General features: G+C 69.2%; 12 protein-coding genes. 5 read left to right on the top strand and 7 right to left on the bottom strand.

The window, feature by feature from the left end; genetic code table 11:
- Positions 1 to 186: 186 nt before the first annotated feature.
- Positions 187 to 1,968 (top strand): gamma-glutamyltransferase family protein, encoded by a 1,782-nt coding sequence (locus V5F84_RS04885; RefSeq protein WP_394043606.1) that lies wholly within the window; start codon positions 187 to 189, stop codon positions 1,966 to 1,968.
- 1,142 nt (positions 1,969 to 3,110) lie between these two features.
- Here V5F84_RS04885 and V5F84_RS04890 read toward each other — a convergent pair.
- The 7 genes from V5F84_RS04890 to V5F84_RS04920 form a co-directional block, all read right to left on the bottom strand.
- Positions 3,111 to 4,736 (bottom strand): ABC transporter substrate-binding protein, encoded by a 1,626-nt coding sequence (locus V5F84_RS04890; RefSeq protein WP_394043607.1) that lies wholly within the window; start codon positions 4,734 to 4,736, stop codon positions 3,111 to 3,113.
- A gap of 152 nt (positions 4,737 to 4,888) precedes the next feature.
- Positions 4,889 to 5,794, bottom strand: coding sequence for an ABC transporter permease (locus V5F84_RS04895; RefSeq protein WP_394043608.1), 906 nt, complete (start codon positions 5,792 to 5,794; stop codon positions 4,889 to 4,891).
- Positions 5,794 to 6,738 carry an ABC transporter permease gene (locus tag V5F84_RS04900; RefSeq protein ID WP_394043609.1) on the bottom strand — a complete coding sequence of 315 codons (945 nt, stop codon included), beginning with the start codon at positions 6,736 to 6,738 and terminating at the stop codon, positions 5,794 to 5,796. The genes V5F84_RS04895 and V5F84_RS04900 overlap by 1 nt, the downstream gene beginning before the upstream one ends.
- Complete coding sequence (locus V5F84_RS04905) at positions 6,735 to 7,781, bottom strand: ABC transporter ATP-binding protein (protein WP_394043610.1); 1,047 nt, start codon at positions 7,779 to 7,781, stop codon at positions 6,735 to 6,737. The genes V5F84_RS04900 and V5F84_RS04905 overlap by 4 nt, the downstream gene beginning before the upstream one ends.
- The gene (locus V5F84_RS04910) at positions 7,781 to 8,860 is read right to left on the bottom strand and encodes an ABC transporter ATP-binding protein (protein ID WP_394043611.1); all 1,080 of its coding nucleotides are present in this window, start codon (positions 8,858 to 8,860) and stop codon (positions 7,781 to 7,783) included. The genes V5F84_RS04905 and V5F84_RS04910 overlap by 1 nt, the downstream gene beginning before the upstream one ends.
- A gap of 391 nt (positions 8,861 to 9,251) precedes the next feature.
- A complete protein-coding gene (locus tag V5F84_RS04915) occupies positions 9,252 to 12,419 on the bottom strand; it encodes a multidrug efflux RND transporter permease subunit (RefSeq protein WP_394043612.1) in 3,168 nt (1,055 codons plus the stop codon).
- A complete protein-coding gene (locus tag V5F84_RS04920; protein WP_394043613.1) occupies positions 12,416 to 13,594 on the bottom strand; it encodes an efflux RND transporter periplasmic adaptor subunit in 1,179 nt (392 codons plus the stop codon). Before V5F84_RS04920 ends, V5F84_RS04915 begins: the two co-directional genes overlap by 4 nt.
- 268 nt (positions 13,595 to 13,862) lie before the next feature.
- Here V5F84_RS04920 and V5F84_RS04925 point away from each other — a divergent pair, with 268 nt between their 5' ends.
- From V5F84_RS04925 to V5F84_RS04940, 4 genes are read left to right on the top strand one after another with little or no spacing between them, the layout of a single operon-like run.
- Positions 13,863 to 14,408: a sigma-70 family RNA polymerase sigma factor gene (locus tag V5F84_RS04925; protein WP_509277161.1), complete on the top strand. Its 546-nt coding sequence runs from the start codon at positions 13,863 to 13,865 to the stop codon at positions 14,406 to 14,408.
- A 3-nt stretch (positions 14,409 to 14,411) separates the two neighbouring features.
- Positions 14,412 to 14,900, top strand: coding sequence for a hypothetical protein (locus tag V5F84_RS04930; protein ID WP_394043614.1), 489 nt, complete (start codon positions 14,412 to 14,414; stop codon positions 14,898 to 14,900).
- Entirely contained in the window at positions 14,897 to 15,412 is a 516-nt protein-coding gene (locus V5F84_RS04935) for a periplasmic heavy metal sensor (RefSeq protein ID WP_394043615.1), read from the top strand. The genes V5F84_RS04930 and V5F84_RS04935 overlap by 4 nt, the downstream gene beginning before the upstream one ends.
- 48 nt (positions 15,413 to 15,460) lie before the next feature.
- A complete protein-coding gene (locus V5F84_RS04940; protein ID WP_394043616.1) occupies positions 15,461 to 17,017 on the top strand; it encodes an MdtA/MuxA family multidrug efflux RND transporter periplasmic adaptor subunit in 1,557 nt (518 codons plus the stop codon).
- Positions 17,018 to 17,054 lie beyond the last annotated feature (37 nt).

A 17,054-nucleotide genomic window follows, 5' to 3' on the forward strand; every position in this document is an offset into this window, starting at 1 on the left:
GCTCGAAAGGGGTCCCGGTCGGGGCCCCTTTTTCGTTGGCGCAGACGAGCCGCGTCGCGTCGGCGCGGGGCTGCTCCGGCGGCGGGCAAACCGGCGGAGCCATGCGTGTTTCCACATTGAAGCGAAAACATCTTTCCTTCATAGAAACATCACGCAAGGCGGGACGCCGCAGGAAAGGGCATCTGGATGAACGTGGCCAGCGAACGCAGTTTCCGCACGGCGCCGACCGAGGCGACGACCTTCTATTCGCGCATCTTCGGGCGCCGCGGCGTGGTCGCCTCGCACCATTATTTCTCCTCCGCCGCCGGCATCGACGCGCTGAAGGCGGGCGGCAATGCCATCGACGCGGCGGTGGCGGCGACCCTGGTGGAGGGCCTGCTGAACCCGAACATGCACACCATCGGCGGCGAATGCCCGATCCTCATCGCGCCGGCGGGATCGGGAGAGGTGATCTGCATCAACGGCAACATGGTGGCGCCGGGCAAGGCGACGCCGCAGGCGTTCCGTGACCGCGGCCATGAGGTGGTGCCGGCCGAGGGGATTCTCGCCGCCGGCGTGCCGGGCGCATTCGGCGCGCTCATCGTCGCGGCCCAGCGCTACGGCCGCATGAGCTTCGCCGATCTCTCCGCGCGCGCGCTGGATCTCGCCCGCACCGGCTTTCCGGTCCATGCCGGGCTGATCCGCCAGCACAAGTTCGGCATCGCCGACAATCGCGAAAAGTTTCTCGCCCAATGGCCCGGCAGCGCTGCGCTCTATCTGCGCGACGGCGCGTTGCCCGCCGAGGGCTCGGCCATGACCAACCCCGCCTTTGCGGGCATGATCGACTATCTGGTGTCCGCCGAAAAGGCGGCCGGCGGCACGCGCGAACGGGGCCTCCAGGCGGTGTTCGACGCCTTCTACAAGGGCGACGTTGCCGCGCAGATGGTGGCGTTCTCGGATGAAAAGGACGGCCTGCTCACGCGTGAGGATTTCGCCGCCTTCGAGGTGCCGGTGGAAGCGCCGGTCTTCCTCGATTATGCCGGCGCGCGCATCCACAAGACCTCGGCCTGGACCCAGGGGCCGGCGCTGCTGCAGACCCTCTCGATCCTGAAATCCTTCGATCTTCCCGCGCTCGGCCACAACAGCGCGGATTATGTGCATCTGGTGGTGGAGGCGATGAAGCTCGCCTTTGCCGACCGCGAGCAATATTACGCCGACACCCGACAGGTCTCCGTGCCGGTGGAGGCGCTCCTGTCGGACGCCTATGGCGCGCTGCGGGCAAGGCTGGTGGACATGGCGAAGGCCAGCGCCGAGATGCGCCCCGGCGATCCGCTGGAACACGGCGCGGTGCTCGCGGCGTCCGAGCGGCGGCCGCTGACGAACTGGGGCGCGGGCACGGTGCATGTGGACACCATGGACGAAGAGGGCAATGCCTGCGCCTTCACGCCGTCCGGTGCCTGGATCAAATCGGCCGAGGTGATGCCGGCGCTGGGCTTCCCGCTCGGCAACCGCCTGTCGAACTTCCACATGGGCCCCTCGAACCACCCCAATGTGGTGGCGCCGGGCAAAAGGCCGCGCACCACCATCAGCCCCACGCTGGTCACGGTGGACGGCCGCCCCACCATCGCCTGCGGCTCCATGGGCGGCGACCAGCAGGACCAGTGGCAGGTGCAATTCCTGCTCAACCGGCTGGTGTTCGGCATGCCGGTGCAGGCGGCCATCGAGGCGCCGAAATTCTCCAGCGAGCATTTCCCCGGCTTCTTCGCCCCGCACGATTTCTTCCCGAGCCGCCTGCGCATCGAGGCCCGCTTCGGGGACGCGGTGTTCGAGAGCCTCGCCGCGCGCGGGCACGAACTCTCCGTGGGGCCGGACTGGACCGAAGGCTTCCTGCTGGCGGCCGAGCGCCATGCCGACGGGATGCTGGAGGCGGGCTGCGACCCGCGCGGCAGCAAGTCCGAGGTATTCCCGGCCTCCGCCGCGGCGTGGTGACGGCGGGCCGTTCCAGGCCCGGCCCCGCCTGCGCGGGTTCGTTCATCAACCTCGCCTGCCCCTTCTTGCGCCTCGTCCGGCCTTCCCCCTCCCTAACCCTCCCCCGTTCCCCCTCCCTAACCCTCCCCCGCAAGCGGGGGAGGGAATTCGGGCGGTTTGGGGTGGGAGTTCATGCGCCTCCGCCCTTCCCTCGCCCCCTCCCTAACCCTCCCCCGCAAGCGGGAGAGGGAATTCGGGCGGTTTGGGGGTGGGAGCAGAGGCGTCCCTCACGCGACGGCGCGCCCCCTCCCCCGCAAGCAGGAGAGGGAATTCGGGTGGTTCGGGGTGGGAGCAGAGGCTCCCTTACGCTACGGCACGCCCCCTCTCCCGTGTGCGGGGGAGGGCTGGGGAGGGGGCCGCCGAAGGCGGAAATGGCGCCGTCCATGAAAAAGGGGCGCCCGCAAGCGGGAGAGGGAATTCGGGTGGTTTGGGGGTGGGAGTTCATGCGCCTCCGCCCTTCCCTTGCCCCCTCCCTAACCCTCCCCCGCAAGCGGGAGAGGGAATTCGGGCGGTTCGGGGTGGGAGCAGAGGCTCCCTTACGCTACGGCACGCCCCCTCTCCCGCGTGCGGGGGAGGGCTGGGGAGGGGGCCGCCGAAGGCGGAAATGGCGCCGTCCATGAAAAAGGGCGCCCGCAAGCGGGAGAGGGAATTCGGGTGGTTTGGGGGTGGGAGTTCATGCGCCTCCGCCCTTCCCCCGCCCCCTCCCTAACCCTCCCCCGCAGGCGGGAGAGGGAATTCGGGCGGTTTGGGGTGGGAGTTCATGCGCCCTCCCTTCCCCCGCCCCCTCCCTAACCCTCCCCCGCAGGCGGGAGAGGGAATTCGGGCGGTTCGGGGTGGGAGTTCATGCGCCCTCCCTTCCCCCGCCCCCTCCCTTCCCCCGCCCCCGCCCCCTCCCTTCCCCCGCCCCCTCCCTAACCCTCCCCCGCAAGCGGGAGAGGGAATTCGGGTGGTTTGGGGTGGGAGTTCATGCGCCCCAGACCGGCGCGCCCCCTCTCCCGCTTGCGGGGGAGGGCTGGGGAGGGGGCCGCCGAAGGCGGAAATGGCGCCGCCCATGAAAAAGGGCGCCCGCAGGCGCCCCTTCGCATTTTTGCGAACCGCCCCGCTCAGGAGAGCGTGGTCAGGTCCTGGAACCAGTGCTGCGCCTGGGTGTAGCTCTTCACCTTGGGCGACAAGGCGTGCGGGTACACGTCGTGGACCACCCACACCTGCACCGCGTCGTCCACCACCTTCTCGTGCACCTTGGCCAGCAGCTTGTCCTGCTCGGAGGGCTCGAAGGTGGCGCTGATCTGGTCGCAGAGCGCGTCCACCTCGGCGTTCTTATAGTGGCTCCAGTTCACGCCCACGGGCGCGATCTGCTTGGAGCTGTAGAAGCGCACGATGGCGTAGAACGGGTCGCTGGTGACATAAGCCACGTTGGAGCCAGTGATGCCGGCAAGGCTCGGGTCGGCCGCGCCCTTGCGCCATGCGGTGTAGGCGACTTCCTGCTCCACCGGCTGGAGTTCCAGCGCGATGCCCGCTTCCGCCCAGCTCTGCTGCACGAATTCGTTCATCGGCATGGAGAGCATCTGCCCGGTGCCGCCGGTGGGCACGATGAACTTCACCTTCAGCGGCTTGTCCTTGGAATAGCCGGCGTCCTTGATGAGCTTGCGGGCTTCGTCCATGTCGTAGCGGATCTTGAAGCTCGGATTGCCGAACCAGGGGCTCGACTGCGCCACCTGACCGACCGCCGGCACGGCGAGGCCGTTCATCAGTTCCACCACCGCGTCGCGGTCGATGGCGAGGTTCGCCGCGCGGCGCAGGCGCACGTCACGCCAGGGCGAGCCTTCCACCATGGAGAGATGATAGTTCCACACGTGCGGCACCACGTTGGTGGAGATGCGCATGCCGGCCTGCTTGAGGCGCGCGACGGAATCCGGCGCGGGGGATTCGATCAGGTCCACCTGGTTGGACAGCAAGGCGCTGGCGCGCGAGAGGTCCTCGGGGATGCAGGTGAGGGTGAGCTTGTCCACCTTGGCGAGGCGCTTCTTGTCCCAGTAATCGGGGTTCTTCAGCAGCTCGACGCGCACGCGCGGCACCAGTTCGCCCATCTTGAACGGGCCGGTGCCCGAGGGCGCCATGGCGAACTTCGCCCAATCGCCGCCCAGCTTCTCGAACTGCGCCGGCGAGGAGATGAGGAACCACATCATCTGATAGGGGAACAGCGCGTCCACGCTCTTGGCGGTGATCTGCACCGTCATGTCGTCGAGCTTCTTGTAGGATGCGAGCGAGGGCAGGCGCGGCTTCACCTGCGCCGCCTGACGCGCGTCGAACTGCGGCGCCTGGGTGTTCATCACCTTTTCCAGGTTCCAGATCACCGCATCGGCGTTGAACGGCGAGCCGTCGTGGAATTTTACGCCCTCGCGCAGCTTGAAGATCCAGTTCTTGCGGTCGGCGGGGTCGGCCTCCCACGAGGTGGCAAGGCCCGGGATCATCTTGCCGGGACGATCGGCGACGTCGAGTTCCCACGCCACCAGCGGGTCGTAGAGGGTGAGGCCGGTGAACTGGTAGGCGCCGGCGCCGCGATCCGGCTGGCCGGTGGTGAGCGGCACGTCCGTCATGGAGATGCCGTAGTTCAGGCTGGAGGCTGCCTGGGCGAACACCGGGCGCGGCAGGCCGCCGAGGGTGGCGGCCGCCGCCGTGACGGCGGTGCCGGTGAGCAGGGTGCGGCGGGTCAAATCGAACGGTGGCATCGAGGACTCCTGGAAGGTTCGTGTGTTCTTGGTTCGTGTGTTCTTGAAATCTTCGGTCGCCGGTGCGTCCTGCCCTGGTTCGCCGGTCTGCGCCGGCTGCTGCATCCCGGAACGGCCCGCCACCGCGCCGCGACAGGCGGGCCCGTGCGGGGCTAGTTCTTCACCTCCATGGCGCCGCGCAGGCCGTCGCTGACCATGTTGAAGCAGATGGAGGTCACGAAGATGCAGATGCCCGGCAGCATGGCGAGCAGCGGCTTGTTGTAGAGCGAGGTGCGCAGCGTATTGAGCATCAGCCCCCATTCCGCTTCCGGCGGCCGGGTGCCGAGCCCGAGGAAGGAGAGGCCGGCGCCGAGGATCATGGCGACGCTGATCAGGCCGGTGGCATAGACGAAGATCGGCCCCATCACGTTCGGCAGAACGTGCACGCGGATGATGGTGAGGGGCGAGGCCCCGGTGGCGCGCGCCGCCTCCACATAATCGAGCGCCCGCACGCCCGCCGTGGTGCTTTCCGAAATGCGGATCAGCGGCGGGATGAACACCAGGGTCAGCGCCAGGATGGCATTGAAGATGCCCGGCCCGAGCGCGCCGCTCACCGCCACCGCCAGCAGCACCGAGGGGAAGGCATAGAACACGTCGGTGGCGCGCATGATCAGCATGTTCAGCCAGCCGCCGGCGAAGCCCGCGACGATGCCGAGCGAGGCGCCGATGCCGAAGGCGATCGCCACCGGCATGATGCCGATGAACCAGGAGAGGCGCCCGCCGTAGAGCAGGCGGGTGAGCATGTCGCGGCCGAGTTCGTCGGTGCCGAGCAGATAGCCCGGCGTGCCCACCGGTTTGAGCCGCCGCGCCATGCTGCCCACATAGGGATCATAGGGCGCGATCAGCGGCGCGAACACGATGGCGAGGAACATGACCAGCAGCACCAGCAGGCACAGCATGGTGGCCTTGTCGCGCAGCACGCGCTTGGCGACGCCCTGCCAATAGCCTTGCGGCCGCTCGATTTTCTCGGGTGCGAGGGTGTCCGTCGCGGGGGTGTCCTTGGCGGCAATCAGGGTCATCACCGTTTGATCCGGGGGTCAAGGAGCGCCTGGCCGAGATCGACCGCAAGATTGAGCGCGACGAACAGCAGCGCCAGCACCAGGATGGTGCCTTGCAGCAGCGGGATGTCGCGCTGGAAGATGGCGCTGTTCAGCAGAAAGCCAGTGCCCGGCCAGGAGAATACGGTCTCCACCAGGATCGAGCCGCCCATGAGATAGCCCAGTTGCAGCCCCATGACCGCGAGCACGCTCGGCGCGGCATTCTTGGCCACGTGCAGCAGGATGCCGCCGCTGCGCAGGCCCTTGCCGCGCAAGGTGGTGATGAACTCCTGGTGCAGGATCTCGATCACCGTGCCGCGCACCGTGCGGGCGACGAGGCCGAGGGGAATGGCGCTCAGCGTCACCATGGGCAGGATGAGGAAGGGCAGGTGCGCGAAATCCCACACGAAGGTGCCGCCCGGCCCGGCGCCCATGGAGGGGGCGAGGGGATAGGTGACGGCGAACACCGCCACCAGCAGCATGCCGAGCCAATAATGCGGCACCGAGACGCCGGCCACCGCGATGGTCATCACCAGACGATCCACCCAGGTGTCGCGGAACGCCGCCGCGAGCCCGCCGAGCAGCAGGCCGAGCGCGAACGCCAGGGTGCAGGCGGCGACCGCCAGCGAAACCGTGTTCTGAAGCGCGACCGAGACCTCGCCCCACACTGAACGGCCGGTGGCGAGGGAATGGCCGAGATCGCCCTGCACCACGCGCCCGAGCCAGATCAGGAACTGCTCGGGCAAGGGCTTGTCGAGCCCGTAGTCGCGGCGCAGCTGGGCGATCATCTCCGCCGGCGCGTCGGGCGGGGCGATGGCGCTGATGGGATCGCCGGGCGAGATATAGACCAGCAGGAAGCACACCAGCCCCACCGACAGGGCGATGGGAATGGAATAAAGCACGCGGCGGACGATGTAGAAGATCATGGGGCGCGCTCCTCGGCCGCGAACGCCAGGGCGGGCGGCGGCGCGGGCCGCATGCCGGCGGGATGGATGCAGCGCACGGTGCGGTCGGGCGCGATGGCGCGCAGGTCCGGTACGGCGGCCCGGCATGCGGGCTCGGCATAGATGCAGCGCGGGGCGAAGGCGCAGCCCGCCGGCAGGGTGCGCAGGTTGGGCGGCGATCCGGGAATGGCGGTGAGCCGCCGCCCGCGCGAGGCGGGGGTGACGGTGGCGCCCAGCAGCCCTTCCACATAGGGATGCTCGGGCGCCTCCAGCAGCGCCTCGGCGGGCGCCTCCTCGATGAAGCGGCCGGCATACATGACGGCGATGCGGTCGGCGATCTCGCCCGCCACCCCGAGATCGTGGGTGACGAAGATGACGCCCATGCCCAGTTCCGCCTGGATGCGCTTCAGCAGCAGCAGCACCTGGATCTGCACCGTGGCGTCGAGCGCGGTGGTGGGCTCGTCCGCCAAAAGAAGCTTGGGCCGCACGGAGAGCGCGACCGCGATCATCGCCCGCTGGCGCAGGCCGCCGGAGAGTTCGTGCGGATAGGCATCGAGCCGCTGGCGCGCGGAGGGGATCTGCACCAGCTCCAGCAGGTCGAGCGCGCGGCGTTGCGCTTCCTGCTGGCTCACGCCTTCGTGCCGGCGGATGGTCTCGGTGATCTGCTTGCCGATGGTGAACACCGGGTCCAGCGCCGTCATGGGCTCCTGGAAGATCATGGAGACGAGGCGCCCGCGGATGGAGGACAGCTCGCGCTCGGAGGCGGCGACGATGTCGGTGCCGTCCACCGCGATGGTGCCGGTGATGCGGGTGCGCTTGGGCGGATGCAGGCGCATGAGCGAGCGCAGCGTGACCGACTTGCCGGAGCCGCTCTCGCCGAGGATGCACAGCGTCTCCTTCGGGGCGAGGTCGAAATCCACCCCGTTCACCGCATGCAGCGTCGCTTCCTTCGAGACGAAGGCGACCTTCAGGTCGCGCACCTTCACCAGAGGCGGGGATTGGGGCTGGGTCTGGAGGGCGCTCATCAGGCGGCCCTCGGCGCACGGCTGTGGCCGCTGCCCGGCTGATTGATGAGGCAGGCGGCCAGATGTTCGGCCTTGCGATCCGCGACGGCGACCGGCAGCAGCGCCGGCCGTGTGGCGGCGCACACCGCTTCGGAAGCCGCGCAGCGCGGATGGAAGGCGCAGCCGGAGGGCGGGTTCACCGGGCTCGGCGGGTCGCCCACCAAGGGCGGCGCCGCGCGGCTGCGGCCGGCCACCGAAGGCCGGCTCGCCAGCAGAGCAGACGTGTAGGGATGGGCGGCGCCGGCGAAGATGGCCTCGGCGTCGCCGAGTTCGACCACGCGGCCGAGATACATGACCAGCACACGGTCCGAAATATATTGGACCACGTTGAGATCGTGGCTGATGAAGATGTAGGTCAGCCCGAATTCGGCTTTCAGGTCCATCAGCAGGTTCAGCACCTGCGCTTCCACGGATTTGTCGAGGGCGGAGACCGGCTCGTCCAGCACCACGAGGCGGGGGCGCAGGGCAAGCGCGCGGGCGATGTTCACCCGCTGGCGCTGGCCGCCGGACAGCTCATGGGGGAAGCGCGTGGCATATTGCGCCGGCTGGAGGCCCACGGCGGCGAGCATGTCGCGGGCGATGCCGATGGCCGCCTTGCGCGCCATGCCATGCACCATGGGGGGAAAGGCGATGGATTCCTCGATGGTCAGCCGCGGGTTGAGGGACGAAAAACTGTCCTGGAACACCATCTGGACCTGGCGGCGATAGCGCCGCAGCCCCGCCGCATCGCGCCCCAGCGCCTCCCCGTCGAACACGATGTCCCCGGCCGTGGGCTCCAGCAGACCCATGATGAGCTTGGATAAGGTGGATTTCCCGCAGCCGGATTCCCCCACGATGCCGAGCGTCTCGCCCTTGCGCACATCGAACGAGACGGCATTCACCGCCTGCACCGCGCCCGCCCGCCCGCCGAACAGCTTGCCGCGCCCGGCAAAGGTCTTGGTGAGGCCGGACACGCTCAGCAGCGCCTGGGCCGGTCCGCCCACATCGGGCAGCGGCTGCAACGGGCTCTCGGCCAGCGGTGCCGGGAAGGGGTCGGTCATCAGGGTCCCAAGCGCATGCTGCCCCGCAGCAATGCGCCGGGGGCTGTTGTGCGGACGCTAACAACCTGACTCCGTGGGAGGAAGAATGTTTTCTAGGCAGTAAATGCGCAAAATATCGGCGTTTCTGAATGCAAAATTAAATATGCACGGAAATGGCGGTCACGCCGTCGCACCCCGCTGCGGGGGAATGCCGCTTTCATGCCGGTTTCCCGCCTCTCCGCCGTGGCGGGCGTCGCCTTATCCGCGCGCGTTATCCATGCACATCACAGGCGCGTGACGTTGCGTCCGCCGGGCAGACGGCGGGGCTTCCCCCCGCAGAAGCCCCGCCTCCACCAGACGTCCCCCGGGCGCGACCGCGAACGGACGGATCCCGTCCGTCGGCGATGCGCCGTCAGCTTGCGGGGACGTCGGCGCCGTGGTCTGGCACGGGGGAGGGAGCGGGGTGTTCCGCGTCCGCCCGCTTGGCGGCGGCGCGGGCGCGCCGCCCCTTCCCCAGCCAGAGTTGAAGCCGGTTCATGTAGAGATAGACCACCGGCGTCGTGTAGAGGGTGAGGATCTGGCTCACCAGAAGCCCGCCGACGATGGCGAAGCCCAGGGGGCGCCGCAGTTCGGAACCGGTGCCGGTGCCGAGCATCAGCGGCAGGCCGCCCAAAAGCGCGGCCATGGTGGTCATCATGATCGGGCGGAACCGGGTGAGGCAGGCCTGATAGATGGACTGCTCGGGCGCCATGCCCTCCTCGCGCTCCTTGGCGAGCGCGAAGTCGATCATCATGATGGCGTTCTTCTTCACGATGCCGATCAGCAGCAGGATGCCGATGAGCGCGATCACGCTCAGGTCGAAGCCCGAGAAATACAGGATCAGCAAGGCCCCGAGCCCGGCGGAGGGCAAGGTGGAGAGGATCGTCAGCGGGTGGATGTAGCTCTCATAGAGCACGCCCAGGATGATGTAGACCGCGATCACGGCGGCGAGGATCAGGTAGGGCTGGGTGCGCAGGGAATCCTGGAACGCCTGCGCCGTGCCCTGGAATGTGCCGATCAGCGTCAGCGGCTTGTTGATCTTCAGCTCCGCCGCCCGGATCGCGTCCACCGCCTGGCCGAGCGCCGTGCCCGGGCTGAGATTGAAGCTCAGCGTCACGGCCGGGAACTGGCCCTGGTGGGAGATCGAGAGCGACGCGCTCTTGGAGGTGTCCACCTTCACGAAGGCCGAGAGCGGGATCTCCTCGCCGGTGCGCGGCGACTTCACATAGAGCTTGTCGAGCGCGCTGGTATCCATCTGGAGCTTGGGGTCGATCTCCAGGATGACGTGATATTGCGAGAGCTGGGTGAAATATTGCGCCACCTGCCGCTGGCCGAACGCGTCATAGAGCGTGTCGTCGATCACCTGCGGCTGGATGCCGAAGCGGGCGGCGGTGTCGCGGTCGATCTTCAGCGAGACGGTGGGGGCGTTGGTCTGCTGGTCGGTGGCGACGTCCTGGAGTTCGGGCAGGCCGCGCAGCATCGCCAGCATTTTCGGCGCCCATTCGTTGAGCTCCGCGAGATTGGCGTCCTGCAAGGTGTATTGATATTGCGTGCGCGAGGGGCGCCCGCCCACATTGATGTCCTGCGAGGCCTGGAGGAACAGGGCGATGCCCTCCACCTTGGCCAGCTGCGGACGCAGCCGCGCGATCACCTGGTCGGCGCTGACGTCGCGCTGGTCGCGCGGCTTCAGGGTGATCCAGACGCGGCCGGTGTTCACGGTCTGCGATCCGCCCGTGGCGCCCACCGATCCGGCGACGGTTTCGACGGCGGGATCGCGGCCGACCACGTCCAGCAGCGCCATCTGCTTCTGCGACATGGCGGAGAAGGAAATGTCCTGCGCGGCCTCCGAGAAGCCCTGGATGAAGCCCGTATCCTGCTGCGGGAAGAAGCCCTTGGGGATCACCACATACAGATAGCCGGTGGCGGCCATGGTGCAGAACAGGGTCATGAGCGTCAGGAACTGATGGCGCAGCACCCATTTCAGGCCGTGGTCATAGGCCGCGAGCAGGCCGTCGAAGAAGGTTTCGAAGGCCATGTACAGGCGGCTGTGCTTCACGCCGTGATCGTTCTTCAGGAACAGCGAGCACATCATGGGGGTGAGCGTGAGCGAGACCACCACCGACACCAGGATGGTGATGGTGACCGTCACCGCGAATTCGCGCAGCAGTCGGCCGACGATGCCGCCCATCAGCAGCACCGGGATGAACACCGCCACCAGCGACAGGCTGATCGAGATGATGGTGAAGCCGATTTCCGCCGAGCCCTTCAGCGCCGCCTCGAACGGCGCCATGCCCTCCTCGATGTGGCGATAGATGTTCTCCAGCATCACGATGGCGTCGTCGACGACGAAGCCGACCGCGATCGTGAGGCCCATCAGCGAGAGATTGTCGATGGAATAGCCGAGCGCATACATCACCGCGAAGGTGCCGATCAGCGCCATGGGCACGGTCACGCTCGGGATGATGGTGGCCCACACGTTGCGCAGAAAGGCGAAGATCACCGCCACCACCAGGCCGATGGTGAGCATCATGGTGAACTGCACGTCGTCCACCGAGGCGCGGATGGTCTGGGTGCGATCGGAGATCACCAGCACGTCGATGCCGGGGGGCAGCGCGGCTTCGAGGCGCGGGATCATGGCGTGCACGCGGTCCACCGTCTCGATGACGTTGGCGCCGGGCTGCTTGAACACGATCAGCTGGATGCCGCGCTTGCCGTTCTGCCAGGAGGCGAGGCGGGCATTCTCCGGCCCGTCCACGGCGCGGCCGATGTCGCGGATGCGCACCGGGGCGCCGTTCTTGTAGGCGAGCACGACATCGTTCCACGGCGAGGACACCAGGAGCTGGTCGTCGGCATAGATGGTGAAGCTCTGGGCCGTGCCGTCGAACGAGCCCTTGGGGGAATCCACCGTGGCGGCAGCGAGGATGGCGCGCACGTCCTCCAGGCTCATGCCGAGCGAGGCGATCTTCGCCGGGTCCACCTGCACCCGCACGGCCGGCTTCTGCTCGCCGGTGATGGCCACCTGGGCGATGCCGGGAATCTGGCTGATCTGCTGGGCGAGGATGGTGTCGGCGTAATCGTCGAGCTTGGTGAGCGGATACAGGTCCGACTGGACCGCGAGGATCAGGATCGGCGCATCCGCCGGGTTCACCTTGCGATAGGTGGGCGGGGTGGGCAGGTTTTTCGGCAATTGGCCGCTGGCGGCGGTGATGGCGGCCTGCACGTCCTGCGCGGCGGCGTCGATGGCGCGGTTGAGGTCGAACTGAATGGTGATGGAGGCGACGCCGAGCGCGCTGGTCGAGGTCATCTGGGTGACGCCGGCGATCTGCGCGAACTGGCGTTCCAGCGGGGTGGAGACCGAGGAGGCCATGGTCTCCGGGCTGGCGCCGGGCAGGCTGGCCGAGACCTGGATGGTGGGAAAGTCCACCTGCGGCAGCGGCGCCACCGGCAGCAGCGGGTAGGCGACGCCACCGATCAGCACCAGCGCCAGCATCAGCAGCGATGTGGCGATGGGGCGCCGGATGAAGGGAGCCGAAATGCTCATGCCCGCTTCTCGGCGCTGGCGGTGGAGAGCGGGGCGGCCTGCGGCTTGGCGCCGGGGGTGACGGTGACCGTGACGTGGGCGCCCGGGGTCAGCTTGTACTGGCCGTCCACCACCACGCGCTCGCCGGCGGTGAGCCCGGTTTCCACCACCATCTGCCCGGCGCGGCTCGGGCCGACGGTGACGGCGCGCTTCTCCACCGTATCGTCGTCGCGGACCACATAGACATAGAAGCCGTCCGGTCCGCGCTGCACCACCTGCGCCGGCACCAGGATGGCGTCCTTGCGGGTATCCACCAGCACCTGCACGTTCACGAACGCGCCCGGCCAGAGCTTGAGATCCTCGTTCGGGAATGTCGCCTTGATGCGGATGGTGCCGGTGCTCTGGTCGATCTGGTTGTCGATCAGCGTCACGGTGCCGGCGCCGAGCTGGGTCACGCCGTCGCGCCGGAAGGCGAGGGCGGGCACCGGGCCGCGCCCCATGGCGGCCACCACGTCGTCGAACCGGTCCTGCGGCAGGGAGATGATCACCGAGATCGGCTTCAGCTGGGTGATCACCACCAGCCCGGTGGTGTCGGACGCGTGGACGATGTTGCCCTCGTCGAGCAGCCGCACGCCGGTGCGGCCGGAAATCGGCGCGCGCACGGTGGTATAGCCGAGCTGCACATTGGCGCTGTCGATGGCCGCGTCGTCGCCCTGGATCGCCGCTTCATATTGGGCGACGAGGGCGTTCTGGGTGTCGAGCTGCTGCTGGGAGACCGCGTTCTTGGTCACCAGCTGCTTGAAGCGGTCCTGGTCCAGCTTGGCATTGGCGAGCTGGGCCTGGTCCTTGGCCTTGGCCGCCTGGGCCTGGGCGAGGGTGGCCTGGAACGGGCGCGGATCGATCTGCGCCAGCACGTCGCCGGCCTTCACGTCCTGCCCCTCGCTGAAGGTGACCTTGTCCAGCTCGCCGTCGACGCGCACCTTCACGGTCACCGAATTGAACGCCTGAACGGTGCCGAGGCCGGTGGCATAGACCGGAAAGCTCTCCTCGCGCACGGTGGTCGCGATCACGGGAATGGCGGGCGGAGCCTTCTTGGCATTGGCCGGGGAGGAGGAGGGCGCGGCAAACCCATAGTGCCAAGCAAGCGCGCCGGCGACCAGAACGGCCGGCGTTACGACCCACACGAGACGCGGCATCAGCCCAATTCCCTTCGTCCGTTACGGCCTTTGAACACGGCATCCGCGCGAACCCTGCGGTGCGGGAGGCCATCTCGCGAAACCGTGAACGGACCGCGCGCGGCGGTGCAGCGCAGGGTTTCAGGCCGCCATGTGTTGAACCTAACGGACCTGCCCGCCCGAAGCGGGGCGCAAGGCCGCAGGGGCCGCCGCTTTTTGGCCGCCGGATTGAGGAGACATGCATCATGGTGGCATGCTGCGGCGAACGGGGGCAGGTTCGAGTACCCGGATGGGCGAAGCGAGCGACGAAGACCTCATGGCGCGCGTCGCCCAAGGGGATGCGGCAGCGTTCCGCACGCTCACCGAGCGCTATGCGGTGCGCGCGGTCGCCCTCGCGCGCCGGTTTCTCGGCAATTCCGCCGATGCCGAGGACATCGTCCAGGATGCCTTTCTGCGGGTCTGGCGGGCGGCGCCGCGCTGGCAGCCGACCGCCGCGTTCGGCACCTGGTTCTACCGGATCGTCGTCAATCTGTGTCTCAATCACCGCCGCCGCCGGGATTTCGCGCCGCTGGAGGATGCGGCGGAGATCGCCGATCCGGCGCCCGACGCCCTCGCCCGCCTCGCCCGCGGGCACGAGGACCGCACGCTCGCCCGCGCCATCGCCGATCTGCCGGAGCGGCAAAGGGCGGCCGTGCTGCTTACCTATTGGGAAGGGCTGTCCAATGCCCGCACCGCGGAAATCCTCGATGCCTCGGTTTCCGGCGTCGAGACCCTGCTGGTCCGTGCCCGGCGCGCGCTGCGCGCCCGTCTCGGGCCGCAGCTTGGGGAGGAATGAAAAATGACCCATGACGAGTTCGAGCATCTGCGCGTCGCGCACGGAGCCGACGTTTCGCTCTGGCCCGAGCCGGCGCGCCGGCGGGCCCTGGACCTGATGGCGCGCGACGCCTCGGTGGCGGACCTGCTGGCGGGACACGCGGCGCTCGACGCGCGCCTCGCGCGGGCGGTGGCGGCCGGCCCGGCGGCGCAGGATCTCGCGGCCGGCCACAGGATCGCCGCGCGCCTCGCGACGCTGCCGCTGCCGCCGCAGGGCGCGCGGGCGCCGGTGCGGTGGCTGCCGTCCTGGCTGCTGGCGCTGGACCTGCGCCCGGCATGGCCGAGCATCGCTGCGCTGGCGGGCATGGCGGCCCTGGGCTTTCTCGCCGGCCTCAACGTGGTCCATCCCAGCCTGTTCGACCCGGCGCTGGCGCCCGGCGCCCATCCGCAGGTTGCGGCCGACCTCAGCACGATCGTGTTCGAGCCCGGCCCGGTCGAGGAAAGCGCATTGTGACCGGCGGCGTCATTCGCATGGGGATGCTCCAGCCGAGGCGGCTGCTCCTGGTGGCGTCGCTCGCCCTGAACCTGTTCTTCGTCGGCCTCGCGGTCGCCGTGGCGTTTCAGGAAACCCGCGAACGCGCGGCGGCGCCCGCGCCCGTGGCGCTGGACCGCAGCCCGGCCGCGCGCATCGACCGGCTCGCGGCGGCGCTGCCGCCGGCGGACGCGCAGGCGCTCCGCGCGCGGTTCCAAGGCACCCTCGGCGCCATCGATGCCGCGCAGGACGCCTCGCGGGTGGCGCAGGACAAGGTGCGCGCGGCGCTGGTGGCGGAGCCGTTCGACGCCGCGGCCGCCGATGCCGCCCTGGCGCAGCTGCGCGAGGCGCGGCGCGGCCTGTGGCGCGCGCTGCACGCCGTGATCATCGGCGCCGCCGGCGAGATGTCGGCGGAGGGCCGCGCGCGGCTCGCGAGCTGGGTTCCGCCCGAGGAGGGCGAGCGCGGCGCCTCGCCCCAACCACAATCACGGTGATGATGCCGGGCGCGAGCGCGCGGCCGTCCCAAGCTATCTGGTGTTCCGATGAATGACCCACGCCCGTTGCGCGATCTGCGCGGCGAACCCATCAGTCTCGCGGCCGAGGCGGCGCCGAAGCGTCGGCGCTGGTTTCCCTGGTCGTTCCTGATCTTCCTGGCCTTGCTGGGGCTGGTGGGGGCGGGCTTCCTGATCCGGCCGCAGGAGACCCCGCAGCCGGGCGGGCGCGGCGGCTTCGCGGGCCTTCCCGTGCCGGTCGCGACCGCGCTGGCGCAGACCGGCAGCATGCCGGTGACGCTCACCGCGCTCGGCACGGTCACGCCGCTCACCACCGTCACCGTGAAGACGCAGATCAGCGGCCGGCTGGTCAATCTGTTCTTCACCGAGGGACAGGAGATCCAGGCCGGCGCGCCCCTCGCCGAGGTGGATCCGCGCCCCTATGAGGCCGCGCTGAAACAGGCCAAGGGCCAGCTCGCCCGCGACCAGGCGCAGTTGAAGAACGCCCAGCTGGACCTCAACCGCTACAGCCAGCTTGTGGCCAAGAATGCCGCCTCGCAGCAGCAGGTCGATACCCAGCAGGCGCTGGTGCAGCAATATCAGGGCACGGTGGAGATGGACGAGGCGCAGGTGCGCACCGCCGAGCTGAACCTCGAATATTGCCACATCACCGCGCCGGTCACCGGCCGGGTCGGCCTGCGGCTGGTGGATCGCGGGAACTACGTCCAGGCGGGCGATTCCACCGGCATCGCCGTGATCGCGCAGATCAAGCCGATCACGGTGCTGTTCTCTTTGCCCGAGGACAAGGTGCCCCAGGTGCTCAAGCGGCTGACGGCCGGCGCCGACCTGCCGGTGGTGGTCTATGACCGCAACCGCCGCGCCGCCCTCGCCACGGGCAAGCTCGTGACCATCGACAACCAGGTGGACGTGACCACCGGCACGGTGAAGCTGAAGGCGCAGTTCGACAATGCGGACGAGGCGCTGTTTCCGAGCCAGTTCGTGAACGTGGACCTGCTGGTGGATACGCTTACCGGCGTGGTGGTCATTCCCTCGGCGGCGGTGCAGCGCGGCGCGCCGGGGACTTATGTCTATCTGGTCCAGCCCGACAATACGGTGAGCGTGCGCAAGATCACGCTCGGTCCGTCCGACGCCAGCCGGATCGTCGTCACCCAGGGGCTGGCCGCGGGCGACAAGGTGGTGGTGGACGGCGCGGACAAATTGCGCGAGGGCGCCAAGATCAGCGAGCCCGACGCGGCGGCCGGCGGCAAGCCGGGACCGGCCGCGGGCGAGGGATCGGAGCGCCGCCAGCGCCGCAACCCGGAAGGACGCGCCCAGGAGGGCCGCGACCAGGGCAGCCGCGACCACGGCACGGGCGATGTGGCGATCCCCGCCACGCCGGGGCCGGACGCCCCTGTCCCGTCCGCACCCGCCGCCCAGCCCCCCGCCGCCCAGACCCCCGCCGCCACGGCCACACCCGCGCCGCCCGCCACCCCGCCCGCCGGCACCGTGCCGGCGGTGGGGCCGAGCATCGTGCCCGATGCCGGGCCGGGTGCGGGAGCGGCGGCCCAGGGCGGCGGCGCGCCGCCGACCCAAGGCGGTGCGAAATGAGGCCGGCGCAGCCCGCGCGTCCGGCGACGGCGGCGGA

This window comes from Roseixanthobacter liquoris, assembly GCF_043195135.2.
Lineage (GTDB): Bacteria > Pseudomonadota > Alphaproteobacteria > Rhizobiales > Xanthobacteraceae > NCEH01.